Origin of the sequence: Azospirillum ramasamyi, assembly GCF_003233655.1 — a bacterium.
GTDB classification, from domain to species: domain Bacteria; phylum Pseudomonadota; class Alphaproteobacteria; order Azospirillales; family Azospirillaceae; genus Azospirillum; species Azospirillum ramasamyi.
This window is the reverse complement of the sequence record NZ_CP029832.1, coordinates 480,001-493,967: the sequence shown is the minus strand read 5'-3', so window position 1 is coordinate 493,967 and position 13,967 is coordinate 480,001. Positions and strand designations below refer to the sequence as shown.

The window sequence follows — 13,967 nt, the reverse complement described above, 5'->3', positions numbered from 1 at the left end:
ATGGCAAAGAAACAGAAAAATGACGGGCACGACCATCAACATGGCGGCCACGACCATTCGGCGGCGCCAATGGTCGATGAGATTTCCGACTTCGAAATTCTCGAACTTGCCGTTCGCGAGTTGTCGATCGAAAAAGGCCTCTTCACCGCCGAAGATCACCGCGTGTTTTCCGAATGGAACGACGCGAGATCGCCGGCCGCAGGCTCGCGCATGGTCGCAAAGGCCTGGACTGACCCGGCATACAAGGAGCGGATATTTGCCGATCCCCTTGCTGCCAGCAAGGAGGTCGGCGTCGACTGGAGCGAGCCAAGCGGCTTCGGGACCACAAGCGACTACATGCACCTGACCGTGCTCGAAAGCACGCCGACGCTGCATTATGTGATCGTGTGCACTCTCTGCTCATGTTACCCCAGGCCGTTGCTCGGCCACTCGCCTTATTGGTACCGTGCGCCCAACTACCGACGCAGGATCGTCCGCTGGCCGCGTCAGGTGTTGGCGGAGTTCGGTTTGATTATCCCACCCGAGGTCGAGGTGCGGGTCGAGGACTCCAACGCAAAAAGCCGCTTTATGGTCCTTCCCGTGAGGCCCGCGGGCACCGAGGGCTGGACGGAGGAACAACTCGCAGCAATCGTCACTCGCGACTGCATGATCGGCATTGCCCTGCCGCGGCCCGGCAGGACATCAGACGATCCTCGGCCGGTCCACAAGGCCAGCCGGCCGGTCCAAAGCGGGGGCAGGCCGACGGGGGCCGCGCCATGAGCGGGGAGAGTGGCGGTATTCAGGAGCAGACCGAAGGGCAGTACGTCGACCTTCGTCGCATCGCGTTGCTCGAGTCCATACAAAACGAGGATCAAACCTGGGCCAAGCTTGCGCTGCGTTGGGGCGTTACCAACCCAGAACCGCCATGGAAGGTATGCCTCGAGGCAACCTGCGACTGTCTATCAGCGGGCGGAGCTCTTGATACACTGGAGCGGCGGCACGCCGAGGATGAGCTTAGTGAGACAGTGTACAGCGCAATTCCGAATCCGGAACGCCAGCTTCTGGCACTCGCTCATACCATGCTCAGCCGCGGGCTCGTGACTGAGGAAGAGCTCGCCCGTCGAATACGAACTGTCCGAGCCCGGCTTGAAGCTGTGTAGGAACCTCGAAGCTGTTTAGGAACAGCGCCAACAAAGGTAGACCAGATCATGACGATCCATCGCTCTCACGCTATACGCGTCGCATGCGCAGTGCCTCTCGTTCTGGCTAGCACCTGCCCGGCATTTGCCCATCACGCGATGGGCGGTCAACTTCCGCAGACTTTCGGACAGGGCCTGCTTTCCGGCTTCGGGCATCCTGTAATCGGTATCGACCACTTCGTCTTCGTCATCGCCGTCGGCATTACAGCTGCACTTGCGGGCCGCCTCTCGGCGCTGACCCTCTCGTTCATAGCCGGAACCCTTGCCGGATGTCTCGTCCATCTCGCCGGCGTCACGCTGCCCGTAGCCGAATTGGTCATCGCCGCTACAGTGCTCCTGCTCGGAGCCATCATCGCCACAAATCGCGAGCTTCCCGCGCTCATGCTCGCCGTTCTCTTCGCTGGTGCGGGGCTCTTTCATGGGTGGGCTTACGGCGAGTCGATTTTCGGTGCGGAGCAGACGCCGCTCATCGCCTATCTCGCCGGCTTTACGCTGGTCCAGTTGGCCGTGGCAGTGATCGCCGGTCTCGTCACGCGCTGGGTGATCGCCAGTGATGCTGCCCGTCCAATGAAGGTGCGCCTGGCGGGCGCCGTCGTGTCTGGCATCGGGCTGGCGCTGTTCGTTGGACATGTTGAAAGCGTGCTGTTTCCGGGCATCCAGTGACCACGGTGACGGTGCGGGCGAACTCGAGTTCGATGAGCAGATCCTTCACCGCGTCGGCAAATGAACTCCAGCCCATTGTCGGAACGGATGTGTGTTGGCAGGCCGCGCAGCACAAACAGGTCCGTCAGCGTCTCCATCACGGCATGCGCTCGATCTGGTTGGTCGCGCCCCATTGCGTGGTGCAGGAATTGCGTGGTTTAGGAGTTGTGGGAAACCGGCCTGCCGCAGCACTTGCAAAGCTGGCGTAGGCGGGCCGGTTGTCCACAGCGGAGCGGGCATCGAGGTTCTTAGTCATCAAGGCTCTTCGGTAGAGTCTGGTCATCGCACTTCAACCCATACGAAGTGTGGTCCCGATGACCGATGAGACGATGGCGCTTCGTTCGATATTTCCCTTACTGCAAAACCCGCAGATAACTCAGGAGAAAGCAGCATGGCAAAATTCGAAAACCGGTTGGCGTGTGTGATCAAATCGGATGGCACGATCGCCCGTGGCTATATGATCGACAAATGCGAGATGAAGGGAGAAAATGAATATCTGATCACCTGGAAAATTCCGTTGCAGGGTGAGGCCAAGACAAACTTTGCAGGCACGATCGGCAGCGCTTTGGAAGAGGATGTCCAGCCTGGCTTTATTACAGTCGGCCTCACAAATGATCCAAGTCAGATGCAGGTGCATACCTATGACGTGGCCGGCAAGCCTGCGCGCCGTTCATTTCACATTGCATGCTTCAGAGACGAGTAAGGGGCGGTTTTCAGAATGCAGTGATGCGGTTTGCGATGATGAAGATGGCGGCGGCGGTGAGCAGGGCAAGGATGATCCGTCCGAGCCTATCCTGCCGTCGATCCAGTCGTTTGTTCGCGAGCATCCAAGCGCAGCCGTGCTCGACAACGCATCGGACTTTGCCGAGCCCTGAGCCGTGGGGCTCGCCGAACTTGCGGATGTGCGGTTGAACCCCGTCGCGCAGGCAGAGCCAGCGATTGTCGGCACTGTCGTAGCCTGCGTCGGCGTAGAGCCTGCCGATGGCGGCGCAGACGACCTGGGCCAAGCGCAGCAAGTCCGGGAAGAGCATGGTGTCATGGACATTGGCGGCAGACGGCATGACCGCCAGCGGCAGGCCGTCAGTCGAGACGACCACGTGATACTTGCTGCCGGGTTTGCCGCGGTCGGTCGGGTTCGGCCCGGTTAGATGCCCGCCTCTCTGTGCCAAAGGCACAGGAAACCGACCGCAGATCAGCGGGTTTCCCCAGGGGAGATCATCGGATGAGGATTCTGGAAACCGGCTCTAGTTGTCAGGTTGCGACACCTCCTTAGCGCTAAAAACCTTCAGCTGCGCCGCGATTTTGGTTTTGGTCAGAGAGCAGGGATCGGGAGGTCGATAGGTTGGATTGGTCAGCTCCGGCTTTGCTTTCAGGCGCTCGCTCACAACCTCGTCGGGGGATCGGCCATCCAAGACCCATTGGCGGCGAGCGTTGTATGCGAGATTGTAGCCTTTCAGCAGGCACTCCAAGGTCTGATGGGTGCCGATACACATCACCAGCACCTCCCGCCCGATACGGCCGTTGAAGCGCTCGACCATGCCGTTGGTCTTGGGGGTGTAGGGCTTGGTCTTCCGGTGCTCGATGGCAAGTGCACGACAGGCCGCCTCAAACGCGTCGGCGGTGAAGCAGCTGCCGCGATCGGTCAGGACGTGGGTGATCGTGAAGGGAAAGGCGGCGACGGCCTCCTTCAGAAAGGCAGTGGCGCAGGCCTCGGTCTCTTCGTCCTTGACCGCCAGGTGAACCCGCCGTGAGGCGCGGTCGATGGCGACGTAAAGGTAGCGCTTGCGCGGTAAGCCGCCGATAACCTGCAACTTGGGCAAATGCTTGATGTCGATGTGGAGGAAGCCGAGGTCATACTCCTTGAACTCCTTCACCTCTTTCACCGGTTTGGTCGACGGAGGCGGTGGCAGTCGGCCCAGCCCTTCGGCTTTGAGAATGCGGTAAACGGCGTCGCGGTTCAGATGCGGCAGGAAGTGGCGCAGGGTGAAGGTGAGATCGTCCAACGCAAAGCCGGTCATCCGGCGCAACTCGCAGACGATGGCGCGCTCCTCCTCCGAAGCCCGCCACCGCAGATGCTTGGGGCGGGCGGAATGGTCCTGGCAATCCTCAACGCCCCGCCGCCGCCATTTCCGGATGGTTTCGGTGCTCACGCCATAGCGTTTGGCCAGCACGCCCGAGGGCTCGGCGGACAAGGCGATGGCGGCGCGCACGGCCGGGGTGGTGCGGGCATTGGGATGGATCTGGTACATGACGGCTCTCCATGGCCGGGAAGAAACCCGCCGTCGTTGCCATGGCAGAGGTTACCCGTTGCCGCCCCGCCATCAACCCTGGCCCTGGCGGGCCACCGCCTTACGGCGGCTCATGGGGTTGACGGCGGGACGGACGCCGGGTCGGCGTTGCTCATCATGGCTTCGACGGACAGGTCTGCGCCGAGTTCCGGCGCGCCGTCGCACGACGTCATAAGGCGTCGCTCGAACCAAGCGCCGTATTCCCAGATCGCCCAACAGCTCACGTCCCAACAACGTTCCGCAACCAAACAACTAGTACTACAGCCGGGTTTCAGTGGTTTGGGTTCTGCGCTTCCAGTGGGAGCGGCGGGCGCGCTGCTGATGGCGTCGTCTCCAACGTGACCAGTCGATAACGGCGGCGGGCTCGGGCGGCGGCGGGGCGATGAGCCGGTGGAGGAGGCGGCGGACTTCCGGGACGGTCATGGGCAGAAGGTCGGCGGCCAAGTCGGCCGGGTCCTCTCCCCCCGATGGCCGTCTTGCGCACGACGGTGAGGAAAGCCAGGGCGAGCATCGCCAGGGTGATGTGCCGGTGCCAGCCGGTCCAGGAGCGCACCTCGTACTGGTCGAGCCCGACCTCGCCCTTGGCCAACTCAAAGGCGCTCTCGATGGTCCAGCGGGTGCCGGCCACCCGGACCAGCTCCTCCAGCGTGGTCCCACCCGGGGCGAAGGTGAAGTAAAAGGTCAGGTCGCCATCCCCCAAGCGGCGTCGGATCAGCAGCCCTTTCTGCCAGCCCTCTGGCGCGCCGCGAAACGGCAGGTGAGCCCAGTCGTGCAGCCGTGGCCCTTTACTGCCCGTCCCGGCGCTGAGCCGGTGCCAGCCGTCGGCTGGCACCTCTTCCACCCAGTCGCACACAGTGCCCGGAAACAGCCGCTGCCCGCTCGTCACCGCCAGCACGTACCCGACCCGGCGCCGGACCAAGGCTTGGCGCAAAACGCTGTCAGCTCCATAGACACTGTCGGCGGCGACCCACGCGCACGGCACGCCGGCGTCGAGCGCGCGCTCCAACAGCGCTATCCCCAGCTTGGGCTTGGTGGCGAAGGCAACGTGCTCCGGGACGCAGGCGGTGCGCCGGCGCTCCGCGTCGCCAGCCCACGCCTGCGGCAAGTAGAGCGTGCGGTCGAGCAGCGCGTGGCCGTGCCGACCGGCATAGCCGAGGAACACGCCGATCTGGCAGTTCTCGATGCGCCCGGCGGTGCCGGAATATTGGCGCTGCACACCGACCGAGCGGTCGCCTTTCTTCACAAAGCCGGTCTCGTCGAGGACCAGCACGGCCTGCGGATCCGCCAGGTGTTCGATCACGTAGGTGCGGAGGTCGTCGCGCACCGCGTCGGCATCCCAGCGCATCCGCGCCAGAAAGTCCTGCACGCTGTCCGGACTGGCGTCCCCCGCCGCCTCGGCCAATTGCCACCCGTTCTTGCGCTCCAGCGGCGCCAGCAACCCCGCCACGTAGGAGCGAGCCCGTCGGCGCGCTTCCACCCGGCTGAACCGCGGAGAAAGGCGCTCCATCAGCGCGTCAAGATCACCGCTCCAACCCATCGCTTCGGCAACCGTCGTCATGGTCGGCCCCCGCCTCCAGGAGATCGTGCCCCTGAGCGTGGTGTAGGAACTGGGTCTCTCATCAGGTTCTCCGGCTGGTCTGGCCGGGATTGTCAGGCGGCCACGGCGGGCAGGCTGACGATGGGATCATCGCCGAGCGGGGCGATGGTTTCCAGATGCTATGGGACAGCGTGATGTTGCGGCACGCTGAGGCATTTGGAACCGATGGAGACGCTCCCATGCAGCAGCCCGAGATCGGCCGCTCGACGGCCACCTTCGTTCCCGAAGAAACCCTGGTTGCGGTCATTGAGATGAGCCTGTCCACGTGGCTTGTTGCCGGGCTTGTCCCTGGCGTCGACCGCCGTCCCTTGAAGAAGCTCAGCCCCGACGAGAACGACCTTCTGCTCCTCCTGGATGGTTGGCGCTGCGAGGCGATAGCCGCCGGCCGAACGATCACACGTGTCGTGGTTGCGTACGAGTCCGGGCGGGATGGGTTCTGGCTGGCACGCTGGCTGCGAACCCGAGGCATAGAAGCCCAGGTCATCCACGCCAGCAGCGTAGCGGTATCGCGTGACCGTCGCCGCGCCAAGACCGACCGGCTCGATACAACGCTGCTCATGCGCGTCCTGCTGGGCTGGTTGCGTGGCGAAGCTGGGCATTGCTCTATGGTGGCCGTGCCAGGGATCGATGAAGAAGACGCCAAGCGCCCGACGCGCGAGCGTGAGAACCTGGTGGCCGAGCGCACCCGGATCGTGAACCGGATGAAGGCGACCTTCGCCCGTCTCGGCATTCGCAACGTCAATCCGGCACTGCGCAAGACGGCCGAACGACTGGACAAGCTACGGACCCCTGAGGGTGGGATGATCCCCGCAAACACGCTGGCAGAACTTCGCCGCGATACAGCCCGGCTTCGGATGGTTGAGGAACAGATCGCCGAGATTGAGCGCGAGCGTATGGACCGCATTGCCCAGGCCGCTCCGCAGCGCAGCCGCGCCGACGGTATGCTCCGCATGCTGTCGCGCGTGGTCGGTGTCGGCGTGGAGACGGCCGACCTGTTGGTGCAAGAGATCCTGCTGCGCGATCTGCGGGATCGCCGGGCGGTTGCCCGCTATGCCGGATTGACCGGGTCTCCTGATGAGAGCGGTGCGCGCCGCCGCGAGCGCGGATTATCGCGCGCCGGTAATGCGCGGGTCCGAAAAGCCATGGTCCAACTCGCGTGGCGCTTCCTTGTCTTTCAGAAGGAGAGCGCGTTGGTGAAATGGTATCGGGAACGCACGGCCGATGGCCGGGGGCGAACCCGCATGGCGTTGATCGTCGCACTCGCCCGTAAGCTGTTGATCGCATTGTGGCGGATGGTGAAGACCGGCGAAGTGCCCCAGGGCGCTCTCGTCCGACCTGATCCTGCGGCGGCGTAGCTCTCGACGGGACGGCGGGTTGGCAGTAGCCACTTGGCTGTTCTGGCGGGTCCGAGGTGGCGGCAGCCCGGTACATGACGTGGTCTTCGTACCGCTTTCCAGATAGGGACCGCCGCACCGGAGCTTGGCTGACGATGCGGATGCCTGCATCATGGTACGGGCGTTTCGCCCACCGAATACAAGGTCGCAGCGCACCTCGTGCGCTCTGCAAGCCGGTTCCTCCTCCGACCGCCTCGCCCAGCCTGACCATCGAGCACAGCAGCGTGCTCAGAACGGTCAAGGACGCTGCGCGCCGCTGCGCGGTGCCCTGCGGGCCTCCTTGACCGTCCCTGCGCGCGCTGCTGACGGGGTGTCAGGTCGGGACGAAGGAATGGTCCATCCCAGCCGAACAAAGGAATGGAGTTCTTGATGCAAAGTGCTTGACGACGAATTTCCCATACAAGCGTCATGTATCGCGCCCGCTGAACGGCCCATTCATCGTTTTGCTCCAGCAATATCGCACCGATGAGCCTCATAATCGCTTCCTCGTTGGGAAATATACCCACGACCTCGGTGCGTCGCTTGATCTCTCCGTTGAGACGTTCAATCGGGTTTGTTGAGTGGAGCTTGGCCCGATGCTCCTTGGGAAAGGTCATGTAGGCCAGGACGTCTTCCTCCGCCTCGTCCATCAGGGCGGCAAGCTTCGGCAGCTTTGGACGGACTTGGAGCGCCTAACAGAACCATCTCTGGACGAAGCGCCAGCAGATGAGGCTGGCCGCGATATGGTGAAAGGCAGTGAAGATGTCGGCGCGCCGTTCGTAGCGGACGGCGATGCGGCGGAAGCGGGCAAACCAAGCGAGCGTACGCTCGACCACCCATCGGTGTCGGCCAAGACGCTCGCTGCTCTCGACGCCACGCCGGGCGATCCGCGGAATGATCGCTCGTTGGCGCAGCGCCTGCCGGCAGTGTGCAAAGTCGTAGCCCTTGTCGGCGTGCAGCTTGGCCGGGCGGCGCCGGGGCCGGCCCGCACACTGGCGGATCGCCGGCACGGCATCGACCAGCGCCTCCAGCAGCTTGCTGTCGTGCCGGTTGGCTGGCGAGATCCTCAGGGCGAGCGGGATGCCGTTAGCATCGACGAGGATGTGGCGCTTGGAGCCCGGCTTGCCGCGATCCGTCGGGTTCGGGCCGGTCTCCTCACCCCCCTTTTTGCCGGGACGCTGGCGCTGTCCACCGCTGCACGATCCCAGTTGATGGCGTTGGCATAGCCGAGCCGGTCGAGCAGCACACGATGCAGCCGTTCCCACACGCCAGCCCGATGCCACTCGTGCAGACGCCGCCAGCAGGTCATCCCCGAGCCGCAGCCCATCTCCACCGGCAGAAGCTCCCAAGGAATACCCGTGCGCAGCACGAATAGGATGCCGGTCAGCGCCGCACGATCGTCCAACCGGGGCCGTCCGCCTTTTGGCTTGGGCGGCTCCGGCGGGATCAGCGGTTCGATGATCGCCCACAAGGCGTCGGAAACAAGAGGGGCTGCCATGCCCCTACCAACCGTTCCTGGCCGGTTTTGTTACGCACTCTTGATCGGCTACTTGCCGCCACTGCGTGCGTGCAGATGCCGCATCGTCCTGCGCGAAGGCTGTGGCGATGAAGGCGGCGACGACGCGGCGCCCGCTCTTGCCGGCATGGGCAAGCGCCGTCCTGGAAAAATGCACCCGGCACCTTTGCCACGTCGCCTGGAAGACGCGGGTGACCGCCGCCTTGATGCCGCCATGGGCATCGGAGATCACCAGCTTGACGCCGTTCAGCCCCCGGCGTTTCAGCTTGCGCAGGAACTCGATCCAGAAGGTCTCGGCCTCGGACGGGCCGATGTCCATCCCCAGGACCTCGCGGCGGCCGTCGGTGTTGACCGCCACCGCGATGGTGACGGCGACCGAAACGATGCGCCCGTTCTGGCGCACCTTCACGTAGGTGGCGTCGAGCCACAGGTAGGGCCAATCGCCCTCGATAGGGCGGCCGAGAAAGGTCTTCACCCGGTCATCGATCTCGGCGCACAACCGGCTGACCTGGCTCTTGGAGATGCCGGACATTCCCATGGCCTGGACCAGATCGTCCACCGAGCGCGTCGAGATACCCTGGATGTAGGCCTCCTGGATCACCGCCGTCAGCGCCTTCTCGGCCATCCGCCGCGGCTCCAGAAAGCCGGGGAAGTAGGAGCCCTTGCGCAGTTTGGGAATGCGCAGCTCGACGGTACCGGCGCGGGTCTCCCAGTCGCGATCCCGGTAGCCATTGCGCTGAACGAGCCGCTCGGCCGAGCGTTCGCCGTGGACGGCGCCGGTCAGGCCCTGCACCTCCAACTCCATCAGCCGTTCAGCGGCAAAGCCGATCATCTCACGCAGAACATCGGCATCCGCGCCCTTCTCAAGCATCGCGCGAAGCGCCATCATCTCGTCGGTCATCGTGGTCACCCTTCGGTCGGGTTGAGGTGTGGTGACCAGACTCTATCGAAGAACCGCGATGACCGCCCCGCTGTGCATAACCGGCCCGCCTACGCCAGCCATCGGAGGGCGCTGCGGCGGGCCGGTTCCCCACAGCCGCTCCTACACCACCTCGCGGGACACGACCTTGAGCGAGCACACATATGGCCAGGACCCGCACCCTCAGAACAGCGACCTGACCAGACGCCGAGCGTACGCCTCCGGTGAGCGCCGCCTTGGCAAAGCAGGGGGCGACGTCTGAGATTTGCGTGGCGCGTCATTGCGCGGACGCAAACGAGTTGCAAACGTCATGGCTTACCAGCGGGTCGAGGTTCTGACGGGAACGGAGCGGCGGCGGAATTACACGCCGGCGGAGAAGGTCCGAATGGTCGAGGAGGCGTTCCGCCCCGGCGTGGTGGTGACGGAAGCGGCCCGCCGGCTGGGCGTGCACGAAAGTCTGCTATACCGCTGGCGAGGGCTGATGCAGGCGAGCGGGAGCGCGGTGGCCGAACCGTCCAGCTTCGTCGCAGTGACCATCACGCCGGAGCCGACCGTAACAGAACCGCCGGTCTTGGAGCCCCCTGAACCATTGCCGCCTCCAGCGACGCTGGCCACGAGCCCAGCGATCCTCGAGGTCATCCTGCCCAGCGGGGCACGCCTGCGTCTGGAAGGGCCGGTCGATCCGGCTCTGGCGGCGGCCGTCGTCGGTGCCCTGGCATGATCCCGGTGCCGAGTGGCGTGCGGGTGTGGCTGGCCAGCGGACACACCGACATGCGCAAGGGCTGGGCAAGCTTGGCGCTTCTGGTGCAGGAACGCTTCGCCCAAGACCCGCACAGCGGCCATCTCTTCATCTTCCGCGGGCGCCGCGGCGATCTGGTGAAGATCATCTGGTATGACGGCCAGGGCAGTTGCCTGTTCATGAAGAGGCTGGAGCGGGGCCGCTTCATCTGGCCCACGCCGGCGGACGGCGCGGTGTCGATCTCGGTTGGGCAGATGGGTTATCTGCTCGAAGGCATCGACTGGCGCAACCCGCAGAAGACCTGGCGTCCCGAGGCCGCGGGGTGACTGCGACACGGTGAATCGACGCACCGGTTCAGGGGCGATTGCGGCGGCTCGACGGCGCGTTCCCAGGTAAACTGGCGCCATGACCGCCGCCCCGCTCCCCTCCACCTCGGCCGACGACGTCGCCAACTTGCGCGCTGCCTTGGCGCAGGCCGAGGCGCGGGCGGACGCCGCGGAAGCCGACGCGGCCCAGGCCAGGGCAATGGCCTCCAACACCGAGGCGCTGATCGCCGGCCTGAAGCTGGAAATCGAGAAACTCCGGCGCGAGCTCTACGGCACGCGCTCCGAGCGCAAGGCGCGTCTGCTGGACCAGTTGGAGTTCCAGCTCGAAGAGTTGGAAGCGACGGCCAGCGAGGACGAACTGGCGGCCGAGCAGGCCGCTGCCAAAACCACCGCGGTGGCGGCCTTTACCCGCAAACGGCCATCACGCCAACCCTTCCCCGACCACCTGCCGCGCGAGCGCGTCGTTGTGCCGGCACCGGCGAGCTGCCCGTGCTGCGGCTCGGACAAGCTGTGCAAGCTGGGCGAGACGATCACCGAGACGCTGGAGGTGATCCCGCGCCAGTGGAAGGTGATCCAGACGGTGCGGGAACGGTTCTCCTGCCGGGCCTGCGAGACGATCAGCCAGCCGCCGGCGCCGTTCCACGCCACCCCACGGGGCTGGGCCGGCCCCAACCTGCTGGCCACCCTCCTGTTCGAGAAGTTCGGCCAGCATCAGCCGCTGAACCGGCAGGCCGAACGCTTTGCGCGCGAGGGCGTGCCGCTCAGCCTGTCCACCCTGGCCGACCAGGTGGGCGCCGCCGCCGCGGTGCTGAAGCCGCTGCACGACCTGATCGCTTCGCATGTGATGGCGGCGGATCGGCTGCATGGAGACGACACGCCCGTGCCCGTGCTGGCCAAAGGCAAGACCGACACCGGGCGGCTGTGGGTGTATGTGCGTGATGACCGGCCGTTTGCCGGCCAAGCCCCACCGGCAGCGCTGTTCCACTATTCGCGAGACCGCAAGGGCGAGCATCCCGAACGGCACCTGGCCGGCTTCACGGGCTGGCTGCAGGCCGATGCGTTCGCCGGCTATAACCGGCTGTACGAACCTGAGCGCCGACCGGGGCCGATCAGCGCCGCACTGTGCTGGGCGCATGCCCGGCGCGGCTTCTTCAAGCTGGCCGACATCGCCGCGAACACCAGACGCGGCAAGGATGCCCCGCCGATCTCACCGCTGGCGCTGGAGGCCGTGACCCACATCGACGCCCTCTTCGATCTCGAGCGCGCCCTGAACGGCAAGCCCGCGGCCGAGCGGCTGGCGGCCCGCCAGGAGCACGGCGTCGCCCTGGTGGCCACGCTGGAGAACTGGATGCGGACGGAGCGCGCCCGGCTCTCCCGCCATGCCCCCGTGGCCAAGGCGATGGACTACATGCTGACGCGCTGGGACGGCTTCACGCGCTTCCTCGGCGACGGCCGGCTGTGCCTGACCAACAATGCCGCCGAACGCGGCCTGCGCGGGATCGCCCTGGGCAGAAAGGCGTGGCTGTTCTGCGGCTCCGATCGCGGCGGGCAGCGGGCGGCGATCATGTACGGCCTGATCACCACCGCCAAGCTCAACGAAGTTGACCCGCAGGCGTGGCTGGCCGACGTGCTGGCCCGCATCGCCGACCTGCCGCAGAACCGCCTGCCCGAACTGCTGCCCTGGAACTGGAAGGCAATCTGACTGCGGCACTCACCGGATGCGTACCCTGCCGGAGCTGTACCGGCGGAAGATCGCGGAGCTCGAGTCCGTGCTCGGTGACGGCGACGAGGGGATGGCCGCGATGGAGATGATCCGGTCCATGGTCGACCGTGTCGTGCTGTCCCCCTGCCCCTCGGGCGCCGGGCTGGAGGCGCAGCTTCATGGCGACCTGCTGGCAATCCTGGAGGCGTGCGCAGAGGCGGACCCGGAACGCCGACAGCCCGCCTCGTTGGAGGCGGGCTGTCAACTGTCGTTGGTTGCGGGGGCAGGATTTGAACCTGCGGCCTTCAGGTTATGAGCCTGACGAGCTACCGGGCTGCTCCACCCCGCGGATGTCTCGATATGGGGTGATGGATGTCGTGCCGATGCCTGCGGATTTGCTTTGGTTATGGCGTCTCTTGAGCCTGAGTGACCTGGCGGCGACCTACTCTCCCACGTCTTAAGACGCAGTACCATTGGCGCGGAGGCTTTTCACGGCCGAGTTCGGGATGGGATCGGGTGTTTGACACCTCGCCATGACCACCAGGTCACCAAGGCTCAAGACCGACGCTTTTCCCAAAGCATATCGCGGGTTCAGTGCAAGTGAGGGCGAGGATGTATCGAACTGCGGTGCGTGCGTCAAGCAGGCTTGCTGCTGCGCATGGCGCGGTTTGTGGGGTGAGATCAAGCCGATCGAGCGATTAGTAAGGCTTAGCTTCAGACATTGCTGTCCGTCCACATGCCTCCTATCGACGTGATGGTCTGTCACGGCTCTCAAGGGAGCTCTGGTTTAGAGGTGGGTTTCCCGCTTAGATGCTTTCAGCGGTTATCCCGTCCATACTTAGCTACCCGGCCATGCCACTGGCGTGACAACCGGTGCACCAGAGGTATGTCCATCCCGGTCCTCTCGTACTAGGGACAGATCCTCGCAAAACTCCGACACCCACGGCAGATAGGGACCGAACTGTCTCACGACGTTCTAAACCCAGCTCACGTACCACTTTAATCGGCGAACAGCCGAACCCTTGGGACCTGCTCCAGCCCCAGGATGTGATGAGCCGACATCGAGGTGCCAAACGACTCCGTCGATATGGACTCTTGGGAGTCATCAGCCTGTTATCCCCGGCGTACCTTTTATCCGTTGAGCGATGGCCCGTCCACGTGGAGCCACCGGATCACTATGGCCGACTTTCGTCTCTGCTCGACTTGTCAGTCTTGCAGTCAGGCGGGCTTATGCCATTGCACTCGACGAGCGATTTCCGACCGCTCTGAGCCCACCATCGCGCGCCTCCGTTACACTTTGGGAGGCGACCGCCCCAGTCAAACTACCCGCCATGCAGGGTCCCGGACCCGGATCACGGGCCACGGTTAGATGCCAGAGACTTCAAGGGTGGTATTTCAAGGTTGGCTCCACCCGGGCTGGCGCCCGGGCTTCCAAGCCTCCCACCTATCCTACACATGAAGTCCCTAGCACCACTGCAAAGCTGTAGTAAAGGTGCACGGGGTCTTTCCGTCTGACCGCGGGAACTCCGCATCTTCACGGAGAGTTCAATTTCGCTGAGTTGGTGTTGGAGACAGCGGGGAAGTCGTTACGCCATTCGTGCAGGTCGGAACTTACCCGACAAGGAAT

The 13,967-nt window shown here is 64.6% G+C and carries 11 protein-coding genes, 1 tRNA gene, 2 rRNA genes and 3 pseudogenes (1 of these 17 running past the window's edge); 7 read left to right on the top strand and 10 right to left on the bottom strand.

Annotated elements, in window-relative coordinates; genetic code table 11:
* The gene (gene scnC, locus DM194_RS21620; protein WP_111069606.1) at positions 1-759 is read left to right on the top strand and encodes a thiocyanate hydrolase subunit gamma; all 759 of its coding nucleotides are present in this window, start codon (positions 1-3) and stop codon (positions 757-759) included.
* A gap of 428 nt (positions 760-1,187) precedes the next feature.
* Positions 1,188-1,841: a HupE/UreJ family protein gene (locus DM194_RS21610; protein ID WP_111069605.1), complete on the top strand. Its 654-nt coding sequence runs from the start codon at positions 1,188-1,190 to the stop codon at positions 1,839-1,841.
* A gap of 136 nt (positions 1,842-1,977) precedes the next feature.
* On the opposite strand, the gene DM194_RS28280 is transcribed toward DM194_RS21610, so the two are convergent.
* Positions 1,978-2,136, bottom strand: coding sequence for a hypothetical protein (locus DM194_RS28280; RefSeq protein ID WP_162630148.1), 159 nt, complete (start codon positions 2,134-2,136; stop codon positions 1,978-1,980).
* Positions 2,137-2,271: 135 nt separating this feature from the next.
* On the opposite strand from DM194_RS28280, the gene DM194_RS21605 reads away from it, so the two are divergent.
* Complete coding sequence (locus tag DM194_RS21605; RefSeq protein ID WP_111069604.1) at positions 2,272-2,583, top strand: hypothetical protein; 312 nt, start codon at positions 2,272-2,274, stop codon at positions 2,581-2,583.
* 10 nt (positions 2,584-2,593) lie between these two features.
* Here DM194_RS21605 and DM194_RS21600 read toward each other — a convergent pair.
* From DM194_RS21600 to DM194_RS21590, 3 genes and pseudogenes are all read right to left on the bottom strand, one after another.
* Positions 2,594-3,046, bottom strand: a pseudogene (locus DM194_RS21600) (transposase); the annotation flags it as partial.
* A gap of 78 nt (positions 3,047-3,124) precedes the next feature.
* Positions 3,125-4,129 (bottom strand): DDE-type integrase/transposase/recombinase, encoded by a 1,005-nt coding sequence (locus DM194_RS21595; RefSeq protein ID WP_111069602.1) that lies wholly within the window; start codon positions 4,127-4,129, stop codon positions 3,125-3,127.
* A gap of 310 nt (positions 4,130-4,439) precedes the next feature.
* Positions 4,440-5,726 carry an IS701 family transposase gene (locus DM194_RS21590; RefSeq protein WP_111069601.1) on the bottom strand — a complete coding sequence of 429 codons (1,287 nt, stop codon included), beginning with the start codon at positions 5,724-5,726 and terminating at the stop codon, positions 4,440-4,442.
* 218 nt (positions 5,727-5,944) lie between these two features.
* On the opposite strand from DM194_RS21590, the gene DM194_RS21585 reads away from it, so the two are divergent.
* Positions 5,945-7,120, top strand: coding sequence for an IS110 family RNA-guided transposase (locus DM194_RS21585; protein WP_111068683.1), 1,176 nt, complete (start codon positions 5,945-5,947; stop codon positions 7,118-7,120).
* A 440-nt stretch (positions 7,121-7,560) separates the two neighbouring features.
* Here DM194_RS21585 and DM194_RS21580 read toward each other — a convergent pair.
* The 3 genes and pseudogenes from DM194_RS21580 to DM194_RS21570 all read right to left on the bottom strand — a co-directional run.
* Positions 7,561-7,824, bottom strand: a pseudogene (locus DM194_RS21580) (transposase); the annotation flags it as partial.
* 6 nt (positions 7,825-7,830) lie between these two features.
* Positions 7,831-8,636, bottom strand: a protein-coding gene (locus DM194_RS21575) for an IS5-like element ISAzba7 family transposase (RefSeq protein ID WP_111065387.1) whose coding sequence is annotated in 2 segments (ribosomal slippage) — positions 7,831-8,309 and positions 8,309-8,636 — 807 coding nt in all. Because the reading frame shifts where the segments join, the coding sequence is not laid out codon by codon here.
* A gap of 40 nt (positions 8,637-8,676) precedes the next feature.
* A pseudogene (locus tag DM194_RS21570) lies at positions 8,677-9,555 on the bottom strand (IS256-like element ISAli6 family transposase); the annotation flags it as partial.
* A gap of 328 nt (positions 9,556-9,883) precedes the next feature.
* On the opposite strand from DM194_RS21570, the gene tnpA reads away from it, so the two are divergent.
* The 3 genes from tnpA (at position 9,884) to tnpC (ending at position 12,340) form a co-directional block, all read left to right on the top strand.
* A complete protein-coding gene (tnpA, locus tag DM194_RS21565; RefSeq protein WP_111069600.1) occupies positions 9,884-10,294 on the top strand; it encodes an IS66-like element accessory protein TnpA in 411 nt (136 codons plus the stop codon).
* Positions 10,291-10,638, top strand: coding sequence for an IS66 family insertion sequence element accessory protein TnpB (gene tnpB / locus DM194_RS21560; protein ID WP_111065522.1), 348 nt, complete (start codon positions 10,291-10,293; stop codon positions 10,636-10,638). Before tnpA ends, tnpB begins: the two co-directional genes overlap by 4 nt.
* 79 nt (positions 10,639-10,717) lie before the next feature.
* Positions 10,718-12,340, top strand: coding sequence for an IS66 family transposase (gene tnpC / locus DM194_RS21555; protein WP_111065523.1), 1,623 nt, complete (start codon positions 10,718-10,720; stop codon positions 12,338-12,340).
* A 272-nt stretch (positions 12,341-12,612) separates the two neighbouring features.
* Here the strand turns inward: tnpC and DM194_RS21545 are convergent.
* The 3 genes from DM194_RS21545 to DM194_RS21535 form a co-directional block, all read right to left on the bottom strand.
* Positions 12,613-12,689 (bottom strand) — tRNA-Met (locus tag DM194_RS21545).
* 80 nt (positions 12,690-12,769) lie between these two features.
* Positions 12,770-12,885, bottom strand: a 5S ribosomal RNA gene (rrf, locus tag DM194_RS21540).
* Between the two features lie 132 nt (positions 12,886-13,017).
* A 23S ribosomal RNA gene (locus DM194_RS21535) occupies positions 13,018-13,967 on the bottom strand (it continues 1,797 nt past the right edge of the window).